We start from the raw sequence: 21,251 nt of genomic DNA on the forward strand, positions 1-21,251 counted from the left end.
TATGGCAAGCTTGTTCGAAATAGGCAAAAGCGCAGTTAACGCTCAGCGGCAGGCTCTTAACGTCACGGGCCAGAACATTGCCAATGTGAATACCGATGGCTATCGCAAGCGTGATGCCAGCCTTAAAGAGGTCTCAGGCTCTCAGAGTGAATTGACATCTATTGCGGCGCAAGTCGGCCTGGGTGTCAGCTTGGGCACAGTCCGCCGTGCCTACAACAGCTTTCTTGCCAGCAGCACCAATACGGCGGAAAGCCGGTTTCAAGCGGCCACTGAATTTTCTGCTGCGATGGAACGATTGGAGAATTTAATTCTACCGGGCGAAGGTGATCTGTCGCAACAGCTTTCAGATTTCTTTACCAAAATGTCTGATATCGCTGCAAACCCTGGGGATTTGGCGCCTCGTGCGGCCGCGCTTGAACAGGGCAATTCACTGGCGAATGCGTTTAACGTCACTGCGCAAGTTCTGAGCGATTTAGAATATCAATTTTCTGGAACAATCGATCAAGAGGCTGATGAAGTAAACCGATTGATCGACTCTTTGGGCGTGGTTAACGGGCGCTTGCGGTCGTCAAATATTGGCTCTGCGCCACCTAATGCTTTGCTTGACGAGCGTGATCGATTGATCACAGAAATTTCAAAAAAAGTTAGAATTACAACGACTTTCGGCCCACGCTACGATGTGGATGTCAGACTTGGATCGCATACGAGCGGCCCACAGATTTTGGATGGAGAGACCTCTTACACTTTAAAACCCATTCACAGTGAAACTGATGGGGTGGTCTATCGGCTTGGCTCTAAAACCATTGTTAAAAGCCTTGATGACGGTTCCATGAAGGGACTGTCAAATGCTTTATTGGTGATCCAGGGAACGCAAACCCAGTTGGATGCCCTAACCAACCGGTTTGTCTCTGAGATTAATACAGCGCATACATCAGGCATCGATTTTGATGGGGACCTGGGCAAAGAGCTATTTACAGCGCGCGCCTTCAGCCTTGAGCAAGCTAAAACCAACAGCCAACCCTTGGATATTAATATTCTAGAGGTGCCGGGTAAAATCGACCAAGTGCCGAATGCAACCTTTCGGTATAGTGCAGCCACCGCATCGTGGAATGCGTATGATCTAAACAACAAACTGCTGGCGTCAGGTCGGTCGCAAATTGATATGGGTGGGATCATTGTGCAAGTGAACTCCCGCGCAAATGATGGGGATAGTTTCGCGATGCAGGCGGCGAGTGGCGAAGCCTCTCGGATGCAGTTTTTGCTAAAAAATGGCCGCGAAATTGCGGCGGCATCAAATTATATTGTTACCCCCAATAGTGCAAATACTGGATCCTCTGTTCTGGTGGCCAATCCGCAGGAAATGAAACCCTTAACCATTGATCCAATGGTTGACTTAACGATCAATTCAATCTCGCCGGTGTCCTATACCGAGTTTTTGAAGGGTGGAGCAGTGGGATATATCCCAGCGGGGACTGAGCAATTCCAACTGGCATCCTTTGGCCAAGACTCGGTGGTTAATTTGAATTTCAATTCAATCGAGGGTCTTAGCGGATTTGAATTTACGGTTGGCGGTAACACCTACAATTTTCCCGAAAGTGCTCAAAGCGCGGTTGTCGGAAGATTGGGCGATACCCAAGAGCTTGCCGAATATCTCAACGTCGGCTCTTTGACAGCAACGCGGACAGGGGCTTCGGGATCTGCTACTGGAATTAGCCTAAACGATCTTGGCCTGTTCGCATCGGGTTTTGATGGTGGCATCAAAATTGTTGGGCAGACCGCATTTACCTCTGGTTCAGTCACTGTCACCTCAGGTGCATCTGCGGATACAACAGCAGCGACGATCACCCAAAAACAAGCCGCTTCAGGATTTCGTGTCTTTACGCGCGAGGGCCGGCAAATTGCGGGCTTGCCACTCAGCAGCGGTGAAGCCAACGCGCTTATTACCGAAGAAAACGGATTTAACCGCCACGCGAGCTATCGCGCCGATTACCTGAATGCGATCGGTGGGGTCGGGTATCGCGGCGCCCAGATCAATAATTTGATTCCCGGTGGTTACGCAGCGATTGAAACAGCGGCCTCGCAATTGATGGCCAATGACCCAACAAAACTAGTGACGCAAAACCCGGCATTGAATGGAATGCTGGCCCAAACCCTGACATTTGAAACAACAGATGGGTTGATGACCCAAAATGTTGCGGTGCAGTCTGGTCTGAGCATGAAATCGGTTGCAGCGGCGGTGAATACTGAATTGGCGCAATACGGCATTGTTGCAGCTGCCAAAACAATGGCTTCTGTGGAATTGGCAAGCAGCGCTGCCGCCTCCGGTACGGTTTCATTTTCGCTGGTCACGCCTGACAGTGTCGAGATTGGTTTTTCCGCTACATATCAATCCAGTAATCTATCCCCACTGGTCACTCAGATAAATCAAAGGCAGGCGCAAACCGGTGTTTCTGCAGAAGTTTCATCCGATGGCACGCGCCTAATACTCACGCAGGCAGAAGGTTTGGACATTAGTATCAAAAATGGCTCTGGCAACGCGTTGGAGGTCAATTCACTTGATCATAATTACAATAAGCTTCTGACATCGGATGTATCGCTTGATAAGGCCACAAAAGTAATTGGCAGCCTTAGCTTTCAATCGCCACGTGGATTCAAGGTCACGTCCAGCAATGGTCAAGCGCAAAGCTCGGGCAACCTTGCTACGCGCGGTGGCGGGGCTTCAAAAAGCTATGGGGCAGCGGGTACAATTACTGACTATGCGATGGAAATCGCACCAGAGCATTTGACCCCCCAGGCCAGCCCAAATGGCATGCGGTTGAATGCGTCAAATACAACATTCAAGCTCACGGTGCCGGTCAATAATGGCGAAACATCGGCACTGTCTGAAGAGCTGAAAAGCAAAGAACTTGAAGATTTCAGCATTGCCAGCATTTCCAAACAATTGGTCGGATTGGTTCGCGATAAGGCGGCCAAGCCAACGCTGAACGGCGCTGCGATGAGCCAGAAACCAACTGATGGTAGCTCGATGTCGGTCAAAGTGGGCAGTTCGACCTACACGGTGACCTATACCGGTGGTGAAATGGTTGTTTCGGGGCCTGAACAACAGCGTTTGATTGCCAGTTTGACCGAAAATACAGGATCACCGACCACGTATACGGTGTCTCTGGCAGCGCCGGGCGGTGTGATGAGCGGCCGGAGCATTGAGGTGCTTGATAATACCGATGCAGCAGAATTTGGTCTTGCCAGTACCAGCAGTGGCGCGACGGCTTTGTTGCAGGGGAAAGCCTTTAGTTTGGCAGATGGGGCAAGTGACAGCTTTAATGTGATGGTCGGAACGACCACCGTCGCAGTTAGCGTTAGCCGAAGTGGTAACAATTACGCGCTATCATCCAACAATTCCTCCAAATTGAAATTTGTCTCGCCTGTTTCAGGAGCAGCAGTAAACTCTTTGACCATCAACTCAACTGCAAATACGCCGCTGCTATCCTTGTCTGCAGCGCTGTCGGATGGCGCCATCAAGGTTGTTGCAAGCGACAATGCGGCAAACCTTGGGATGCAAGCAGCCGATTTGGATTTTGAAGTCAGCGAAACCGGGTTTCGCACCATATCCACGGGCAACAATCCTGCAAATGTCAGCTTAGAGATTGATGACTTGCCCGGGCAAGTTTTGTCGATGAGTGGCTTGCCTGATGAAGATTTTATTATTCTTCTCGAAGATAGCGGGGCAAAAAGGCTGGCTTCAAGTTATGATATGCCGTCTGCAGAGGCAAATCAGACGCGCGAAGACCTAAAAGAGTTTCGGGTGAAAGTCGTTGATGCCAATCTGGGTAAAATCGAGCTTTTTGATCATTTGACTGGAGATTCAATCGCCACCAGATATTCAAGCGGCGTCGCCGAATTTGAAGTTGATAACTTCCGTTTCGAATTGGCGGGCTTTGGCGACGACGGGGATTATTTCGATGTCAGCTTAAACCGTTCAAGCGCTGGAGATGGCCGCAATATGGAAGCGATGATCGAACTGGCCACGCGCACACCGTCCCGCGCAAGTTTTCAAGATGACTTTCGCGCAATTGCTTTGGCCGTCGGCTCACAGTTGGAATCTGCGCGTCTTATTGAAAAATCCGCAACCTCGCTACGAGATGCGGCCGTGGCCACAGAAGATGAACTTTCAGGGGTCAATCTCGACGAAGAGGCAGGAAAGCTTTTAGAGCAGCAGCAAGCCTATAAGGCTGCAGCGCAAATTCTACAATCAGCGCGCGAAATGTTCGATACGCTGGTCAATATAATGTGAGGATAAGATGACGATTTCTAGCAAATTATTCGCGACACAAATGCTTGACCAGTTCAAGGTGATTGAAGAGCGCTTGCAAAACCTGCAAACGCAAATATCAACGGGTTCGCGTATTCCCCAAGCCTCTGACCAACCGCTCGATGCGGTTAAGCTTTCGGCGCGTAAGGAAATTGAAACCAGAATAAACCAATATCAGGGCAATATTGTCAAAGCCACCGATCGGCTTACGCTCGTGGATTCGACATTGGAAACTGCCGGTAATCTGGCTACCCGCCTGTCGGAACTCTCTGTGGCTATGAATACCGATACAATTACCGACAGCGAACGCTCCGCCGCAGTGATCGAAGTAGATCAAATGAGGGAAACACTCCTTGGATTGGCTAATTCTACGGATAGTTCGGGCGATGCGTTGTTCGGCGGGTTCTCGACCGAGCAAAACCCATTTCTCCAAAGGAATGATGGCACTGTCATGTATCGCGGAGATGGCGGTGAGCATTCGCTCAGCGCGTCGGAAAATATTAAACTGCCGACCAGCATTAATGGCGCGAACGTATTTATGCAGATTGAGGACGGCGCAGATATCAAAAGCATCTTTGAAATCATGAGTAGCTTTTCAAATGCTTTGGGAACCAAAAATTCATTTACCCAAGAGTATAGTACCACAAATGTAAGCACCGGGATAAAGTTGAAGCTCCATGCAAACCGTGAGCCTCAAAACTGGTCGTTTAAGCTGACTGGACCGGACGGGGTGGCAACTATATCCGCATCTATCAACTCAGACTCGGTGAGCGAGTTGGCAACGGCAATTACCAATAGTGGTGTCGGGGTGACGGCAACTGCCTCTAACACTGGCGTACTGTCCCTTGCCGCAACATCAAATAATGCCAGTGGTGAAATAAAATTATCGGATATATCCATTGAAGGCTATTTGATTGCGCAACGTGATCCTAAAAACTATATTGATGTTCTTGCCGCTGATGGAACAACGGTTGTAGCCAAGCTGAGCGACACTATTCAGGGTCTTGGTGCGCAAGGAACTGGGCTTGAGGCATTGGTCAGTTCGATAGGGTTATCCCGCACAACAGCAGGTGCGCGCTTGAATAACGCAGAAAGCCAACAAGAGGTTTTGGTGCAACGAAGTATTTCGATCAAATCGGAAATTGGCAAGCTACGTGACGCTGATATTGAAACCTTGATCACCGAGTTGCAATCCATTTTGGTGACCCGTGATGCGGCACGACAGACCTATTCTACAGTAAACAATCAAACTCTTTTTGATTTCCTGCGGTAAAATTTGCACAGCAGCTGAACATGGTCTGGTTCTTGCAATTCAAGGTCTAAAGGGGCCTTTATGCAACGGATTTTCTCAACTCTATATTTGATATTTGCGCTGACGGTATTCGGCGGTGCAGCCTTGGCGCAAAGCCTTGATATGCGGCTCTGCGATCAAAGCATTAAAGCAGTTGCAAAATCGACGTTTGTTCCCAAGTCGGTTCTGTTGAAAATTGCGCGACTGGAGTCTGGCCGTCGGGTCCAAGATCAAATGGTGAGCTGGCCGTGGACTTTGAATAATTCTGGCGCTGGATACTTTTTTGCATCCAAATCAGACGCATCGGTAAAGCTGCAAAAGTTAATGGCTGCGGGCAAGAAAAATATTGATGTGGGCTGTATGCAGCTCAATATCCGTTGGCATGGCCGGTATTTCAATACCACGAGCGCAATGCTTTCACCGTTTGAAAATGTTTCTTACGCAGCCAAATATCTCGAGCAATTGTACCGCGAAACCGGATCATGGGAAAAAACGGTAAAATATTATCATTCAAGAAATCCAAAATTCAACTTGGTTTATTATGCGAAGTTTCTTGATATGGCGGAACCTGACCTGCGCCAACTCAGCGCGCCGTTGCTGGCCTCTACTGATCAGGGGGTGTTTAGCATTCTGCCTGCCGCTGCGGGTGATAAAAACTCATTGATCTGGGTTGTCCCGCAAGGATCAATGTTGTTCGCTGGCAATGTCATCAGCGCACCAGCTTTTACAGATATCCGGGAATTTCGTGTTTCACCCTTGGTGCCCAGCCTGCAGTAATTTTTTTGCCAGAATGGCTTCACGCCGACCCGCTTGGCTGATTTTGGCACGAAACCTGCAAACTACTTTATAGAAAATAAATAGGTTTAGCATGATCAACACTGTCAAATCAGCGCTTAATGTGTCCTCACATAAAATTAGTGTCTTATCGAATAATATCGCCAACGCAGGCACCACAGCGTTCAAACGCAGCGAAGCCACATTTCGCGATGTGTATTTGACTGGCGGCGGGATGGCAAAAGTATCTGTTGGTCAGGGCTCTCTGGTTCAAACCAATCGGTCTTCGCATAACCCGGCTGAATTGGAAAAAACTGGCATGTCTTCGGATGTGGCGGTCAATGGTCATGGTATGTTTATTTTAGGAAGCATCAACGGTGATGGATCACTTCGCTATAGCCGCAACGGGTCCTTTCAAATTGATCGTAACGGGCTTTTGACGGCAAACGATGGCAGTCCAGTTCTGACCAAAGAGCTGCAACCGATTACGGTACCTTTTGAAGTCAACGGCAGCCGTTTGACCGAGTTCAATATCAGCCAGGAAGGCGATGTGCGCGGAACCTATGGTCTTAAAATGCCGATTGACCTTGGCCGGATCGGATTGGCAAGCTTTGATAACCCCAGTGAATTGAACCAGATCGGTGACGGGTATTATCTGTCCAATGCCGAGGCGGGTCTTTATGGGCTATTTGATGCCAAAGATGGTGGAACAGGAACCATTTTGTCAGGCCACCTAGAAGTTGCCAATGTTGATATCTCAGAAGAGTTGATCGGACTAATCAGCGCCCAGCAATCCTTTTCCGCTGCGTCCAAAGCACTTCAAGCCGATAGTGATATGGTGGCCCGTTTTACCCGCTAGCGTGCTTTTCGCGAGCGCTCATTTGGGGCGCATTAAATTGAACACATCACCAAAAATAACTGACGGGCCGAAAAGGACAAATCAGATGGTCAAAACCATTGCCTTCTGCAGCGATAAGAACCAAACGCATAAAAACCCGATCGCGCGGTCTTTTGCAGCGCATTTGCAGACCTATTTCGGGTCAACCAAACTTGTTGATCACGCTGCTAAAAGCCACTTTAGCAATGTGCTCTGCACTGCGAATACTGCTGGTCAAGGGCCCTTTGCCCACCATAAGCGTTTATCAGAACGTGAGCTTTATCTTGAGAGAGTATTCTATAACCAAGATGCATTTTGCGCGGATTTAAGGCGATCAGAATTGCGCATTTCTCGCGGCGCTGAGCGCACAGGAACGGCTTTTGGTCTCACTGCCCACGCGAATGGCAGTGATGGCTATGCCGCCGATTTCACAGTACTGGACGCCGGGTTCGGATCCACTGGCTTTGATATGGCCAATGAAGCGAAACTAGACGAGTTGGTGGTGGTACTAGAAGATACAGTATCACGGTATTCTGAGGCCTATCAATTTATCAAAAATGGTCTCAATCAAATAGATGGCCGCAGGTTTAATATTGTGGTCAACCATGGATTTTGTGGCAACCAAGCTGCAGATATATATGATCGGCTTGACGATATGTTGGACGGTATTGGCGGACTGAGCTACCGTTTCGTTGGGTTCGTCCCAAGCTTCAAAAATGATCCTAAATTCAGAACCTTAGAAACAATGTCACTGCAGAGCATTGCTCATGAATTGCTGAATTTAACATATGATGATAATGTCAACACCATACCAAGAGCAATGTTTGAAGGTGCGCTTAATTGAAAAGCCCAAGTTATACGGAAAAAGACCTTGATGTCACCAACATCGTGCGCAAGCACGAAGGTCTGGTGCGCAGAATTGCATTTCGGATGCATGCCAAGGTCTCCAGTTTCGTAGAACTAGATGATTTGCTGCAGTCTGGTCTTGAGGGACTGGTAGATGCCGCACAAAAATATACCTCGGTCGAGGGGGCCTCTTTTGAAAACTATGCCAGTATTCGGATCAAGGGATCGATCCTTGATTTAATCCGGCGCTCGGGAAATTTGAACCGTTCGACGGTTCAAGCCAAGCAAATGATCGAATCCAAAAAGGCTGAACTTTCCAAAGAGCTTGGGCGAAGCCCGACGGATGAGGAAATTGCCAAAGGTTTGAACTTTTCGATGGAAGAATACTTTAGCTGGACAAAACTGTTCGAAGCCAATGTGTCGGAAAGTTTGAGCCAAGTTTATGACGAGTTTTCCATGGTGTTTGCCGCGCCGACGATTGAACCTGAAAGGCTGATCGACAGTAAGGCCCTGCGCGGCACTTTGGTTGAGGCGCTGAAATCACTACCGATCCAACAAAGCCGAGTACTGCAACTTTATTACGTCGAAGAGCTGAATGTTTATGAAATTGCCCAAGTGCTGGACTTATCCCCGGGTCGGGTATCGCAGGTCAAATCCGAAGCCTTTAAAACCCTAAAGTCTACGCTTGGTGCATTTACAACAATGGGTGATTAGCCACGCTGCGATCAGAAAAAAGTGTTATTCAAAAAGCGCATCCCTTCCCTGAACCTGCTGGAACAGCAGGGTCTAACTATTCCGCCCATCTGGTCAAAAACCGCACCACCGCGATACTGCCGCGATACCGACGCGATACAGAGGGTCAAAATCCAAGGTTTTGAAGGTTGAAACGGGTCACACCAAAGGAGCGATTGCGCCGTGATGCTGCACTACATTACGCGCGCATTCATGGCCTTTTACCAGCGCGTCGGCCTGTGATGCGCCGCTAAATTTGGCCGCCAGATAGGCACCGTTAAAACTGTCACCAGCAGCAGTCGTATCCACCACCTTTTGTGCTGGCAGATAGGTTTGATCCACCGACTCACCAAGAGAAACAGGCCCTTGGGCACCGCGTTTCAAGGCCCCTGAAAGACCGTTTTTGATAAACCGATCCGTGACTTTCTCGGCGCTTTCTTGCATCAATAACATTTCATCATCAATCGACGGAAGCGCCAAATCAGTGCGCTTCCAAAACTCTGTAATTAAACGCTTTGCCGTGTTTTGATCAGGCCAAAGTGCGGGTCTGTAATTGCTGTCAAAGGCCAAAATATGTGCTGACTGGTTCAGGTATTCAAGCAGTGCTAAGCCCACAGATGGCGGCAGAATGGCCAGTGTTATGCCCGACAGATATACGGCGTCATAGTCTTTAAGGCTCTGAAAAGAACAAGAATTACCTAACTGGAATAAGCGCCGCGCCGCAGATTGATCCCGCCAATAGAAAAAGGACCGCTCGCCGTGATGATCGGTTGTAATAGCATATAGCCCCGGCCCACGATCCTCGTCGGTTTCAATGTCGCTGGTGCCTAATGACTGATCCGTAATAAAGCTTTTGATACGCTTGGAAAACCCGTCCCGGCCAAGTCTGGTGATATAGTCAACATCAATTTGGGGGGCCGCACGTTTGAGATAGATCGCCGTATTCAGCGTATCGCCCGCCACACCCAACTGGGCCTGATCCCCGGTGATGGACATTTCGATCATCGCTTCACCGATGGCGGCTATTTTCATTGTCGTACTCCACGGAATAAACCGCATTATCAGGGGGTTAGATTTGGGCGCATAGCTCGTGCCCCAAGGCAAGGTTACAGCAATTGCAAGCGTAGCGTAGCGCAAAAGCGCGTTCAACAGGAAGATAGATTATTGGTGCAGCAGCGTAAGCGGGGGCTTAGGGTTCAAAATCATCCGCAAGATAGATTTCAATGAGCTGATCAAAACTTTGCTCTGCGCTGAAGCCCAAAGAGAGCGCAAGCTGTGGATCAAATGCCTTGGGCCAAGTGTCGACAATTTTGATAATCTCTGGATCGGGTTGGGGAACGATCAAATCAACAGCGGCTTGCCCGGCGGCCCGTCTAAGGGCTTCGATTTGATCGCCCACCGTGCAGCTCACACCGGGCAGGTTCAAAGCGCGCCGAGCCCCGATGTCTGCGCCTTGCAGGCTTGCAGCATGGCGCAGAAACCCTGCGGCAGCGCGCGGGGATGCATGCGTATGGCGCACGCTGTCTGCAACGGGCAAGACTGCCTGTTGGCCATTTAACGGCTCGCGAATTATTCCGGAAAAAAACGAAGAGGCCGCCAGATTGGGTTTGCCGGGCCGGACACAAATGGTCGGCAAGCGCAGCGACATCCCATCGACAAATCCTTTGCGGCTAAAATCGGAAAGCATGAGCTCACAAGCCGCCTTTTGCGCACCATAGCTGGTTTGCGGAGCAGTGAGAAAATCATCGCTGATATACTCTGGAAACGGTCCGCCAAAAACGGCGACTGAAGAGGTGAAAATAACTTTTGGGCAATAAGTCCCGTCGCTGGCGATGTTTTCTTGCCGAAGCAGCTCTAGCAACTGCCACATATGAAACATATTGACCTGCCAGCCCTTGTCAAAGTCCCGTTCTGCTTCGCCCGAAACAACCGCGGCCAAGTGGTAAACAATATCGGGGCGCTGGGCGACAAGTTTTGCCAGTTTTGACTTGTCTGACAGATTACCAACAACCTCTTTGACCTCGGCAATGCTATTTTTGGGAAAGCCTAGGTCTAGGGCCGTAATATCGTCTATAGATGTTCCCGATAATCCATCTGACTTTAGCTGGCCGGCAAGCTTCTGGCCAACCATACCGCCGCCACCCAAAATAAGTACCTTTGTCATTCGTTTAAACCATTTTGTGCTTTTAGCTCCAAAAACAAACCAGAGTGGTCTAGATTTTCGCCCTGCATCTGATCAACAAAATACTTGAACCGGTCACGTATGTGTTCTGTGACCGGCAGCGTTAAGCCAAGATCTTTTGCCTCTGAAAGTACATTGTTAAGGTCTTTGAGCTGCAATTTTGAAGGCCCGCCCGGCGTAAAGTTCCCATCGGTCATACGCGCGCCATGTTGCTGCAAAATCGTCCCATCAGCGAACCCGCCGCGCAGAGCATCGCGAACCGATGCAGGGTTTGCACCGCCTGCTTCCAGCATGAGCATTGCCTCGGCCACCGCACCAATGGTCACGCCAACAATCGCTTGATTGGCCAGTTTTGCCAATTGCCCGGCTCCGGAAGGGCCAACATGAACCGGCCGTCCCATTGCGCACAGGACAGTGTTTACACTCTTAAATACAGTAGCTTGACCACCAACCATGATCGCAAGTCTTGCGCTTTCGGCGCCCTTGGTGCCCCCCGATACCGGTGCATCCAGATGGTCAATGCCATGTGGTTTGAGGATTAAGGCCTGAGTGCGGGCATCCGCGGGTTTTGCGCTCGACATGTCGATCCAAATAGAATTCCGCACCAGAGATGCCTTTAGTTTGTCACGCTCTAATATCTCTTGCACAGCCGCACCATCGGACAGCATCGTGATAATAACCTGAGCGCCTTCTATCGCCTCAGTTGGGGTCGCGGCAATTTTCGCTCCAAATTCAATTAGCGGTCCGGCTTTGCCAGAGCTGCGGTTCCAGACCGTAACGTTATGGCCGCTTTTCAATATATTTTTTGCCATGGGAAAGCCCATCAAGCCGGTTCCGAGAAAGGCAATATTTTTGGGTTCTTGCATCTCTGTCCTCATAGAGTAGCCGAGGTTTGGCGCAGCATAGCCAAAGTTAATTCTTGAACGAGGGTGTCAAAAAGTATCAGTTTTGATTTTGTCGTTTCAATATAGGCTTTCAGCAGTGTCTTTGACACAAGCATAGAAATGGTGATTTGGCCACAGGTCAACATTTATATTCGGCTTTGGTCCATAGTGAGATGAGCTGAAACACGAACTTTATAAGAAATGCGTTTAGTTTATCGGTCCGGATCAGAAAAGTGGTTGGCTTGGATGTGTTTCTGCAAGCTATCGCTGTTTTCAACCCATCAAGAAGTTTGTGAAGCTAATTTGAAAACTTGATCGACTGCGGGTTAGAATTAAGCCAATTTAGGGGGCGCTATGTGTGTAATAAAACATGTCAAAGCTGGCCTTTTCAAAGTGCCGCTGAAAGAGGTTTTGGTTGATGCTGTTAAAGATCAAATTATTCATTGGTTCAAGAGCCTAATATAGCCTATGGCTATCTAGGTTATACTTGCATTGCCAAAGCTACAGGACTGGCGGTGACGCAGTCGCCATTAAGTTTGGTATAGTCTGACCTATCAATTTGTGGCGTTATATCAGGCTGGCGTCTAGTGGCAGATAAAATCCTAGAAGCCCACATCTTGATCTGTAGCCTTGGCATGCAGGAATTGCATCTTAGAGTGGTTAGCTCTTACCTACATCGCGGTTGGCTAGACGTTCATAGTTTTCCAAGTGACCGGTATACTCACTGGCCCCTGCAGCTCGACTGCCATAATGCATTTGCGCCAGATACTGCAGGTATCGGGATCATGTTTGATTGGCCACTATCGGCCGTTTTTGAAATTGCGGCATGACACAGCGTTTTAATGGCCGAAGCAAATTAAAACACTGCGCCACCCCACTCTGTTAACCATTTGCAGAGGCTGAAAGGCCGAAACCGCACTTTAGGGGCAAAGACAATTAGATTTTAAGATCTTCTAGCGCTTTTCCATTCTCAAGTGCGTATTCAACCCACTTGGGTGTGCGGCCCCGACCTGTCCAAGTTTGCCCAGGTTCGTCTGAATTACGATATTTTGGCGCAACTTTAGCACGTGGCTTGCGCATTTCGATGATTTCATCAAGTTTGTAGCCCATTGACTTTGCAGTTTTTTCTAATTCTTGACGGGCATGTGCCAAAGCGCGCGCATTAAACGAATTTATGGCAGCTTCGACATCTTTTTTTAAGGAGGTTAGTTCTTGTAAAGTGTATGTTTCCAAGTCAGGTTTCATAATGTTATCCATATTTTAAAAGTATTGAATTGTTCGGGTTTCTTTTTGAAACTATTTTTCAAATTTACTTTTGCTTTGTTTATTTTCTTACTGTTTTCTTTTAAAGATGAGATTAGGTTAACTCGCCTAATAGTAGATTAGGTGATTTGCATGAAAATATCAATCCAATTTTATTTATTAAAAATGGTAAAAGGTCCAGTTGACTATTTTTTCTCAAATTTAGCGAATTATAATCGCATCTAGATATCTATTTTCGAAAAAGCAATGTGTTGTGATCGTTTCAAGGGGCGGATTTGCAACAACCAACCAATATAAGGATAGGACGTGGGCTTAGATGATGACAATTTGGGTGAGCAATAACCTTAGTTTGTGAATGTTTTTTGTGTTTTTTGGTTGTTATTTTCCAAGGAACTACTTATAGGCTCGAGGCATGCTGCAATCAGATTTGGTAGCTAATTGATTTATTTGTTTCGTTTGTTTTTAATTTTTTTTAAGGCGACAACTTTATGAAATTATTATTTGTTCTAGCTTTGGGGCTTTCACTCCTGTTGGGTTTTTCTACTGAGCAATTAGCCGCAGAGGACTTGACCGAAGACAAACAGAAAAAGCACTATATTGGTTATGGCCGGTTGATTACAAACGATGTGTTCGGGGATGGCAAAGACCGATGGCGAACCGGGTCATTTAGCTCAAGCCGTATTTGGGGGCCAAAATGGCTTGGTCAACTGCCTCACGAATTTACTGAGGTAATTGAAGTCCGATTTCTGGGCGAGATAATAGCGCCCTCAGACTTAAGTGGAAAAGGTGGTATCGATAGACCTTTTGTTGGTCATTTGGGCTTCGGCCTGCACAGTCATTTTCAACGCAAAGGGCTAGAGTATAGCGTTGGCGTTGGGGCGTCTGTTTTGGGTAAGCAAACCGGGCTAGATAAATTCCAAAGCGATTTTCACAAAGCTTTGAATGAGAAAGTAGCATCGGAGTTAGTGCTATCGAGCCAGATCGGCGATCAGGTGCTATTTGGGCCGCTTGTGGAAGTTGCCAAAACTGTCCCTGGGGGCGATGAGGTACATATTAGGCCCTTCTTTGAAGCTTATTCAACAGCGGAAACGCTTGCACGCCTGGGAGCGGATATTTATTTTGGAAATGGATTTTCAAACTCATTATATATACGAGATCAAGTGACTGGTCAGCGATATAGAACCATTGGGGCGAGTGAAGAAAAATTTGGTTTTTCTATTGGTGGCGATATTGGCCACGTCTCAAAAAGCGCATTTTTTGATGGTGCAGAATCGACTATGCTTCATCGTCGATTGAGGTTTCGCACTGGTTTGCATTGGGGTCAGAATTCCAAACAGGGCTTTGCAGGGCTAACTTGGCTCAGCAAAGAGTTTTCCGGACAACCCAAAGGCCAAATACTGGGTTCGGTTCGGTTTATTTTAAAGTTTTAAGTGCAAACCAAAAATACAAATTATGGCAGGGTTGGGCTTGTTACTTCTGTTTAGTCCAATTCGACAGAAGAGTAAGCGCGGCAGCATCTGACCAATTAGCATCCCCAAGCAGTCGACCAATTTCATGCCCATCAGGTGAAATTAAAATACTCGCGGGCAGTCCAAGCACTGCCATGTCGCGCGCCAATTTTTGTTTTGGGTCGCGGTACGTTGGCAGGTTTTGAACCTCAATTTCTGCAAAGAACTTATTCATTGCCGCTGGCGTATTACGGCCGGTAGCAATGGTCAGAACCTTAAAATTATCTGTGCCAAGGCGCGATTGCAATGCAGAAAGGCTTGGCATTTCAGCGCGGCAGGGTGCGCACCAAGTAGCCCAGAAATTCACCAAAACATAACGTCCACTGTAATCATCCAGCGATTTTTTCGCACCGCTCTCGGTCAAAAACGAAATATCAGAAACTCGTTTGGGCGCAGCATGAAGCACCAGCTTTTGCATGTCGCCCTTACGCAGTTCATTGAGCGCGAAAACGTTAGTGTTTTCTGCCAAAGTGCCGTTTGCACCTGCAATCAGAGCAGTATAAAGAATGATTAAAGAAATAGCGCGCATGCGTCCTCCGAAAGGCACCAATATGTCAAACAAGTCCTCGAACCAGATGTGGGGTGGCCGTTTCGCCGCTGGTCCGGATGCCATTATGGAAGCAATTAATGCGTCCATTGGATTTGACCAGCGTCTGGCGGCACAAGATATTGCCGGATCGCAGGCCCACGCCGCAATGCTTGCAGCACAGGATATCATCTCAGATAGCGATGCCGAAGCAATAAGGAAAGGCCTGTTCACGGTCTTGTCAGAAATCCAAAGCGGTGAATTTCAGTTTTCCACCGCGCTTGAGGACATTCATATGAACGTCGAAGCGCGGTTGAAAGAAATTATAGGCGACCCGGCAGGGAGGCTACATACAGCGCGCTCGCGCAATGATCAGGTGGCCACTGATTTCCGGCTGTGGGTGCGCGATCAACTCGATGCTGCTGATCAGGCACTTACCTCCCTGATTTCGGCGCTATTGACCCAAGCCGAAGCCGGCGCGGACTGGGTGATGCCCGGGTTTACCCACCTGCAAACGGCCCAACCCGTGACTTGGGGGCATCACATGATGGCCTATGTCGAAATGTTTGCCCGGGATCTTGGGCGGGTTCGCGATGCGCGTGCGCGGATGAATGAGTGCCCGCTCGGGGCGGCCGCGCTTGCAGGAACGTCGTTTCCAATTGACCGGAACCATACTGCAAAGGCGCTTGGTTTTGACCGGCCCTCAGCCAATTCTCTGGATGCGGTCAGCGACCGCGACTTTGCGCTGGAATTTCTCAGTGTTGCATCTATTTGCGCGATGCATCTTAGTCGGTTTGCAGAAGAGTTGGTGATTTGGTCCTCGGCGCAATTTCGTTTCGTTTCTTTGTCGGACAGGTTTTCGACAGGGTCCTCGATCATGCCGCAAAAGAAAAACCCCGATGCAGCAGAGTTAATTCGCGCCAAAGTTGGGCGGATTTTCGGGGCCCATGTTGCGTTGATGATGGTGATGAAAGGCTTGCCGCTTGCCTATTCCAAGGACATGCAAGAGGACAAAGAACAGGTGTTTGATGCGGCCGACCATTTGATTTTGGCTCTTGCCGCAATGGACGGCATGGTGCGCGATATGCAGGCTAATCAAGAGGCTTTGGCCGCAGCTGCCGGATCTGGGTTTTCCACCGCCACCGACCTTGCAGATTGGTTGGTGCGAACCTTGAATATGCCGTTTCGCGATGCCCATCATGTGACCGGCGCATTGGTGGCTTTGGCTGAAAAACGCGGCTGTGATCTGCCAGAGCTTAGCATTGCAGATATGCAATCGGTTCACAGCGCAATAACCGAAGATGTATTTTCGGTACTTGGTGTTGAAAACTCGGTTGCATCGCGGGTATCTTTCGGTGGCACCGCACCAGAGCAGGTGCGCGCCCAAGTTTCAAAGTGGAAAGGTAGGCTTGCGATATGAACATTTTCAAAGTGCTATTAGTGACGGCTCTGCTAGGTTTGACAGCAGGCTGCGGCGTTGATGGATTACCAGTTCCGCCAAGCTCACAGGATACAGAATAGCCCTGTTTAAAATTTAATACCTTGTTGAAATTGAAAGTAAATTTTCGCCCTTCGTCATTGACAGCAGCCGCTGATTTAGACAAGTTTCAAAGGGCAGCTAAGGCCGTTTAAAACACACTAGATTTGGCTTTGAGCGGCAAGTCTAGCGATGGTCAGTAAAATTTGGGGTCGTGATGTCAGAGCTAAGGTTTTCCAAAGGTATTGCCCGTCTGGGCACTGAGTCTGCCTTTATCGTTCTGGCGCGCGCCCAGAAATTGGCCGCAGAGGGCAAGGACATTATCAATCTGGGGATTGGCCAGCCGGATTTTCGCACCCCTGACCATATTGTGCAGGCTGGCATCAAAGCGCTGCAGGACGGTCATCATGGCTATACGCCGGCCAATGGATTGCCCCAACTCAGAACTGCGGTGGCCGAAGATCTTGCGGTGCGGCATGGCGCGGATGTCAACCCAGACAATGTTATTGTGGTGCCCGGCGGAAAGCCGACGATGTTTTTCGCTGTTTTGATGTTTGGCGAACCGGGCGCGGAAATTATCTATCCCAATCCAGGCTTTCCTATTTATGAATCCGTTATCCGTTACAGCGGCGCCAAAGCTGTTCCAATGGCCTTGAGCGAGCAAAATGGGTTTGCATTCGATGCAGATACGGTGCTGTCGCAAATAAATGAACGGACCCGGTTAATCATTATTAACAGCCCTGCCAACCCAACGGGCGGCGTGACGCCAAAGGAACAGATCGATAAATTGGTGGCCGGTTTGCGCCAGCATCCGCATGTGGCCATTCTGTCGGATGAAATTTATAGCGAAATGCTATATGATGGGCGTACGCATGTGAGCCTGCTGAATTATCCCGAAATACGCGACCGGTTGATTGTGCTGGATGGATGGTCAAAAACCTATGCGATGACCGGTTGGCGGATGGGTTATGCGGTCTGGCCTGATGTCATGGTCGATCCGGTAACGCGTCTGTGTATTAATGACCATTCATGCGTTAATGCCTCGGCGCAATTTGCCGGCCTTGCGGCGTTGACCGGACCTAAGGATGCCGTGCATCAAATGGTTGCCGAGTTTGACAGCCGGCGGCGGATTATTGTGGACGCTCTGAATGATTTGCCGGGGGTTCGCTGCACTGATGCCGCTGGTGCGTTTTATGCTTTCCCCAATATCACTGGCACTGGGTTAAGCGCCAAAGACGCGCAGGATCTGTTTTTGGAACAGGCTGGTGTGGCCGTAATTGCCGGCACCAGCTTTGGGGTTCATGGAGAGGGATTTATCCGGTTTTCCTATGCGAACAGCATAGAAAATATCGAACGTGCAATTGACCGTATTCGACCACTTTTGGGCTAAAACCAGGCAAAAACATTTCTTTCTGGGACAAGATGTAGCTAAACAAGTGCTCTTGTGTCAGTTGAAGGGTTTTCTTAATATGCTGAATAGTCTAGGTGATCTTCACTTCTGATCTATACAACCGGGGCAAGGATCATGGATCATTTTCTTTATCGCGATGGCATGCTGCATGCAGAAGATGTAGCAATTCAGGACATTGCCGCGCAGGTGGGCACACCGTTTTATGTCTATTCAACCGCCACGCTGACCCGCCATTTCAAACTTTTTGATGAGGCCCTTGATGGCTTGGATCATCTGGTTTGTTTTGCGATGAAAGCGGCCTCAAATCAGGCCATCCTGAAAACCTTGGCGAATCTTGGTGCTGGCATGGATGTGGTCTCGGGGGGCGAGTATTTGCGCGCCCGCGCTGCCGGTGTGTCGGGTGAGCGGATTGTCTTTTCCGGCGTTGGTAAAACACGGGGCGAAATGCTTCAGGCTTTGCAGGGTGGAGTGCGCCAGTTCAACGTTGAAAGCGAGCCGGAATTACAGATATTAAACGAGGTCGCTTTATCAGTGGGTCAGATTGCCCCCATCACGATCCGGGTCAATCCAGATGTTGATCCCAAAACTCATGAAAAAATCGCTACCGGAAAAGCAGAGAACAAATTTGGCATTCCGATCTCAAGAGCACGTGAGATTTATGCCAAAGCGGCGAAATTGAAAGGCTTAGATGTCGTGGGCATTGATGTTCACATCGGCAGCCAGTTGACTGAATTAGAGCCCTTTGTGACTGCATACCGCAAAGTGGCGGAGCTGACAGCCACATTGCGCGCCGACGGGCATGACATCCGTCGGCTTGATTTGGGTGGAGGATTGGGCATCCCTTATACGCAGTCAAATGAACCGCCGCCGTTGCCTACTGATTATGGTGCAATGGTAAAACGCGAACTGGGCCATTTGGGCTGTGAAATTGAAATTGAACCGGGCCGGTTGATTGCTGGCAATGCAGGGCTTTTGGTCAGCTCGGTGGTTTATGTAAAATCGGGTGAAGACCGCCGGTTTTTAATTTTGGATGCGGCCATGAACGATCTTGTGCGCCCGGCGATGTATGATGCATTTCATGATATTATCCCTGTTGTAGAACCTGTCCCGGGCTCAGAACGAGCAGTTTATGATATTGTCGGGCCGGTCTGTGAAAGCGGTGATACATTTGCCAAAGGCCGCAGCCTAGTGGCGCAAAACCAAGATGATCTTGTGGCCTTTCGCTCGGCGGGCGCTTATGGCGCTGTTATGGCCAGCGAATATAATACCAGACCCTTGATACCCGAGGTCTTGGTGAATGGGGATCAATTTGCAGTTATACGAGCCCGTCCAAGCTATGACGAAATCATAAATCGTGATAATTTGCCCTACTGGCTTTAATCAAAGCTGTAAAATCGCCAGACAGCGGATATATTTTTTTTGTCTGGCGCCATGCATCTGTTGCCGCCTATCTGGCTTTTTTGGATGCTGAGCAGGATACTTTAAATTACTGTGCGGTGGGCTGGATCATGGCCCAGCGCGTTTGTAGCCAATCTAGTATTTGACGTATCCATTGGTCCAACACAATACGCATATTATTGATCCATTGCTGGTAAACCTCGAGCGGCTGTTGCAAGCTGGGTATACCATCACCCAATGTGTCGGCAAAATAATACAGCGCTGCTGCGGCAACAATAATAGCAATACCAACTAAGAACCCCAACCTGCGTTGTCCTTTTTGTGCGATTTCTTTTGAGGCGTCACTATCGCTAGGCCATTCTGCGCCGCTGGTACTGAGCGTCGAATTTATCTCATCAATATCCGGTAATAAGGCGCCGCGCGTGCTTTTCGCAGTTTGCTCGCTATTTTGATACAGGGCTTCCAGGGCTTGCATATCCATATCGGCATCGCGGGCCTGATCAGAAGACCCTGATCGGGAAGAGCTACCAGAGGCCTGTGGCCCATTGCTGCCGCGTTCTTCAACTTCGCGCTTGGCTTCTTCGCGCAGCACACCGGCAACAGAGGGATGCAGTGATCTTTTTTGCCGCAAAGGCGGCATTTGCGGGCTGGTGCTTACAGCAGTTGCGTCCGAACTGGCGGCTGGATCATCGGCCGGTGAGGGGTCAAACCTTTCGCTAGGCTGCTTTGCCGACCCAGGGTCATCAGCCTCGTCTTGGAGTGCTGGCTGTAAGTCCTGCGCGGGATGGGTTTGAAACCACGTGTGATTGCAAGCCGAACATTGCACATCGCGACCATATTTTTTTGGAATATGGTCTTCTGGAACTTCATACTGAGCGCCGCAATTCGGACACAGCAGTAGCATTTTAGGCTCTTCTATCACGTTAATTTCCCGATTTCTCCTAACCTTATGGCACAATATATATTCTAGCCAAAAGGGAAAAGTGAATTTCTATGTGCCAAGATGGATTGCAACGCGCGCGATGCTAGGGCACAACACAGATAAGGGTCGCTGTTGCTGAGAGAACTTGGTTTGATAGATTTGGAAAATGTGGCCTACACATATAGTGGAGGCGAGCTGTTATCAGAAATGACGCTGTCGATCGCGTCAGGGGCTTTTTATTTTCTCACGGGTCCATCAGGGTCTGGTAAAACCACCTTTCTTAAAATGTGTTACGGGGCACTGGTTCCCACCGCTGGCAATATCACCATCTTTGGTCAGGACCTGCGGGCTATGACCAGAGATGACATTGCGCTCACGCGTCGCCGCATCGGGGTTGTGCATCAAGATTGCCAGTTTCTAGATCACTTGAATGTGGTGGATAATATCGCCCTGCCATTGGCGGCAGCAGGCCAGGATAGCTTGGCAGACGGCGCCAACCTCAAAGAACTGCTGAACTGGGTCGGTCTTGGTCACCGCGCCGATGCGCTGCCCCCTGAATTATCGGGCGGCGAGCGGCAAAGGGCGGCACTTGCGCGGGCGGTGATTATGTCGCCGGATATTATTCTGGCCGATGAGCCCACCGGAAATGTCGATTGGGAAATGTCACAGCGGCTTTTGCAATTACTAGTCGAACTTAACCGCATGGGAAAAACCGTTGTCATTGCCAGCCATGATCTAAGCCTGATACGCGCCGCCAAAACCGAAGTTCAGGCGCGTATTTTGCGTATTTACAACAAACGTGTGCAATTGGCCGGAGCCAACCTGTGAGTGTGTCCAACGACGATAGCGGG

Annotated in this window: 18 protein-coding genes; 12 read left to right on the forward strand and 6 right to left on the reverse strand. The window is 49.1% G+C overall.

All coding sequences use genetic code 11. From position 1 onward, the window contains the following. The first annotated feature begins 1 nt into the window (after window position 1). The 6 genes from flgK to GN278_04215 all read left to right on the forward strand — a co-directional run bounded on the left by flgK (window position 2) and on the right by GN278_04215 (window position 8,811). Complete coding sequence (gene flgK, locus GN278_04190) at window positions 2-4,291, forward strand: flagellar hook-associated protein FlgK (GenBank protein ID XAT60084.1); 4,290 nt, start codon at window positions 2-4, stop codon at window positions 4,289-4,291. Window positions 4,292-4,298: 7 nt separating this feature from the next. Further along, window positions 4,299-5,582 (forward strand): flagellar hook-associated protein 3, encoded by a 1,284-nt coding sequence (gene flgL, locus GN278_04195; protein ID XAT60085.1) that lies wholly within the window; start codon window positions 4,299-4,301, stop codon window positions 5,580-5,582. Window positions 5,583-5,642: 60 nt separating this feature from the next. Further along, window positions 5,643-6,377 (forward strand): transglycosylase SLT domain-containing protein, encoded by a 735-nt coding sequence (locus GN278_04200; GenBank protein ID XAT60086.1) that lies wholly within the window; start codon window positions 5,643-5,645, stop codon window positions 6,375-6,377. Window positions 6,378-6,468: 91 nt separating this feature from the next. Continuing rightward, complete coding sequence (locus GN278_04205) at window positions 6,469-7,233, forward strand: flagellar hook-basal body complex protein (protein XAT60087.1); 765 nt, start codon at window positions 6,469-6,471, stop codon at window positions 7,231-7,233. Between the two features lie 85 nt (window positions 7,234-7,318). Further along, on the forward strand, window positions 7,319-8,095 hold the full coding sequence (locus GN278_04210; protein XAT60088.1) for a hypothetical protein: 777 nt from the start codon (window positions 7,319-7,321) through the stop codon (window positions 8,093-8,095). Next, window positions 8,092-8,811 (forward strand): sigma-70 family RNA polymerase sigma factor, encoded by a 720-nt coding sequence (locus GN278_04215; protein XAT60089.1) that lies wholly within the window; start codon window positions 8,092-8,094, stop codon window positions 8,809-8,811. Before GN278_04210 ends, GN278_04215 begins: the two co-directional genes overlap by 4 nt. A gap of 177 nt (window positions 8,812-8,988) precedes the next feature. Here the strand turns inward: GN278_04215 and GN278_04220 are convergent, their stop codons facing one another. The 3 genes from GN278_04220 to GN278_04230 all read right to left on the reverse strand — a co-directional run bounded on the left by GN278_04220 (window position 8,989) and on the right by GN278_04230 (window position 11,877). Continuing rightward, window positions 8,989-9,861, reverse strand: a complete 873-nt coding sequence (locus GN278_04220) for a sugar kinase (protein XAT60090.1) — start codon at window positions 9,859-9,861, stop codon at window positions 8,989-8,991. Window positions 9,862-10,018: 157 nt separating this feature from the next. After that, a complete protein-coding gene (locus tag GN278_04225; GenBank protein XAT60091.1) occupies window positions 10,019-10,993 on the reverse strand; it encodes an NAD-dependent epimerase/dehydratase family protein in 975 nt (324 codons plus the stop codon). Further along, the gene (locus tag GN278_04230; protein XAT60092.1) at window positions 10,990-11,877 is read right to left on the reverse strand and encodes an NAD-binding protein; all 888 of its coding nucleotides are present in this window, start codon (window positions 11,875-11,877) and stop codon (window positions 10,990-10,992) included. The genes GN278_04225 and GN278_04230 overlap by 4 nt, the downstream gene beginning before the upstream one ends. Window positions 11,878-12,482: 605 nt before the next feature. Here GN278_04230 and GN278_04235 point away from each other — a divergent pair. Next, window positions 12,483-12,725, forward strand: a complete 243-nt coding sequence (locus GN278_04235; GenBank protein ID XAT60093.1) for a hypothetical protein — start codon at window positions 12,483-12,485, stop codon at window positions 12,723-12,725. Window positions 12,726-12,831: 106 nt separating this feature from the next. Here the strand turns inward: GN278_04235 and GN278_04240 are convergent, their stop codons facing one another. Continuing rightward, complete coding sequence (locus tag GN278_04240) at window positions 12,832-13,140, reverse strand: H-NS histone family protein (protein ID XAT60094.1); 309 nt, start codon at window positions 13,138-13,140, stop codon at window positions 12,832-12,834. 506 nt (window positions 13,141-13,646) lie between these two features. On the opposite strand from GN278_04240, the gene GN278_04245 reads away from it, so the two are divergent. Then, entirely contained in the window at window positions 13,647-14,588 is a 942-nt protein-coding gene (locus GN278_04245; protein XAT60095.1) for a DUF2219 family protein, read from the forward strand. Window positions 14,589-14,628: 40 nt separating this feature from the next. Here GN278_04245 and GN278_04250 read toward each other — a convergent pair whose 3' ends face one another. After that, window positions 14,629-15,195 (reverse strand): redoxin domain-containing protein, encoded by a 567-nt coding sequence (locus tag GN278_04250; protein ID XAT60096.1) that lies wholly within the window; start codon window positions 15,193-15,195, stop codon window positions 14,629-14,631. Window positions 15,196-15,217: 22 nt separating this feature from the next. On the opposite strand from GN278_04250, the gene argH reads away from it, so the two are divergent. From argH to lysA, 3 genes are all read left to right on the forward strand, one after another. After that, a complete protein-coding gene (argH, locus tag GN278_04255; protein ID XAT60097.1) occupies window positions 15,218-16,612 on the forward strand; it encodes an argininosuccinate lyase in 1,395 nt (464 codons plus the stop codon). A 274-nt stretch (window positions 16,613-16,886) separates the two neighbouring features. After that, complete coding sequence (locus tag GN278_04260; protein XAT60098.1) at window positions 16,887-18,059, forward strand: aminotransferase class I/II-fold pyridoxal phosphate-dependent enzyme; 1,173 nt, start codon at window positions 16,887-16,889, stop codon at window positions 18,057-18,059. Window positions 18,060-18,194: 135 nt separating this feature from the next. Next, on the forward strand, window positions 18,195-19,460 hold the full coding sequence (gene lysA, locus GN278_04265) for a diaminopimelate decarboxylase (GenBank protein XAT60099.1): 1,266 nt from the start codon (window positions 18,195-18,197) through the stop codon (window positions 19,458-19,460). 106 nt (window positions 19,461-19,566) lie between these two features. Here lysA and GN278_04270 read toward each other — a convergent pair whose 3' ends face one another. Then, window positions 19,567-20,382, reverse strand: coding sequence for a hypothetical protein (locus GN278_04270; protein XAT60100.1), 816 nt, complete (start codon window positions 20,380-20,382; stop codon window positions 19,567-19,569). Window positions 20,383-20,550: 168 nt separating this feature from the next. Here GN278_04270 and GN278_04275 point away from each other — a divergent pair, with 168 nt between their 5' ends. Further along, window positions 20,551-21,228, forward strand: a complete 678-nt coding sequence (locus GN278_04275) for an ATP-binding cassette domain-containing protein (GenBank protein ID XAT62538.1) — start codon at window positions 20,551-20,553, stop codon at window positions 21,226-21,228. Window positions 21,229-21,251 lie beyond the last annotated feature (23 nt).

It is taken from the genome of Rhodobacteraceae bacterium Araon29 (assembly GCA_039640505.1).
Taxonomy (GTDB): Bacteria; Pseudomonadota; Alphaproteobacteria; order Rhodobacterales; family Rhodobacteraceae; genus CABZJG01.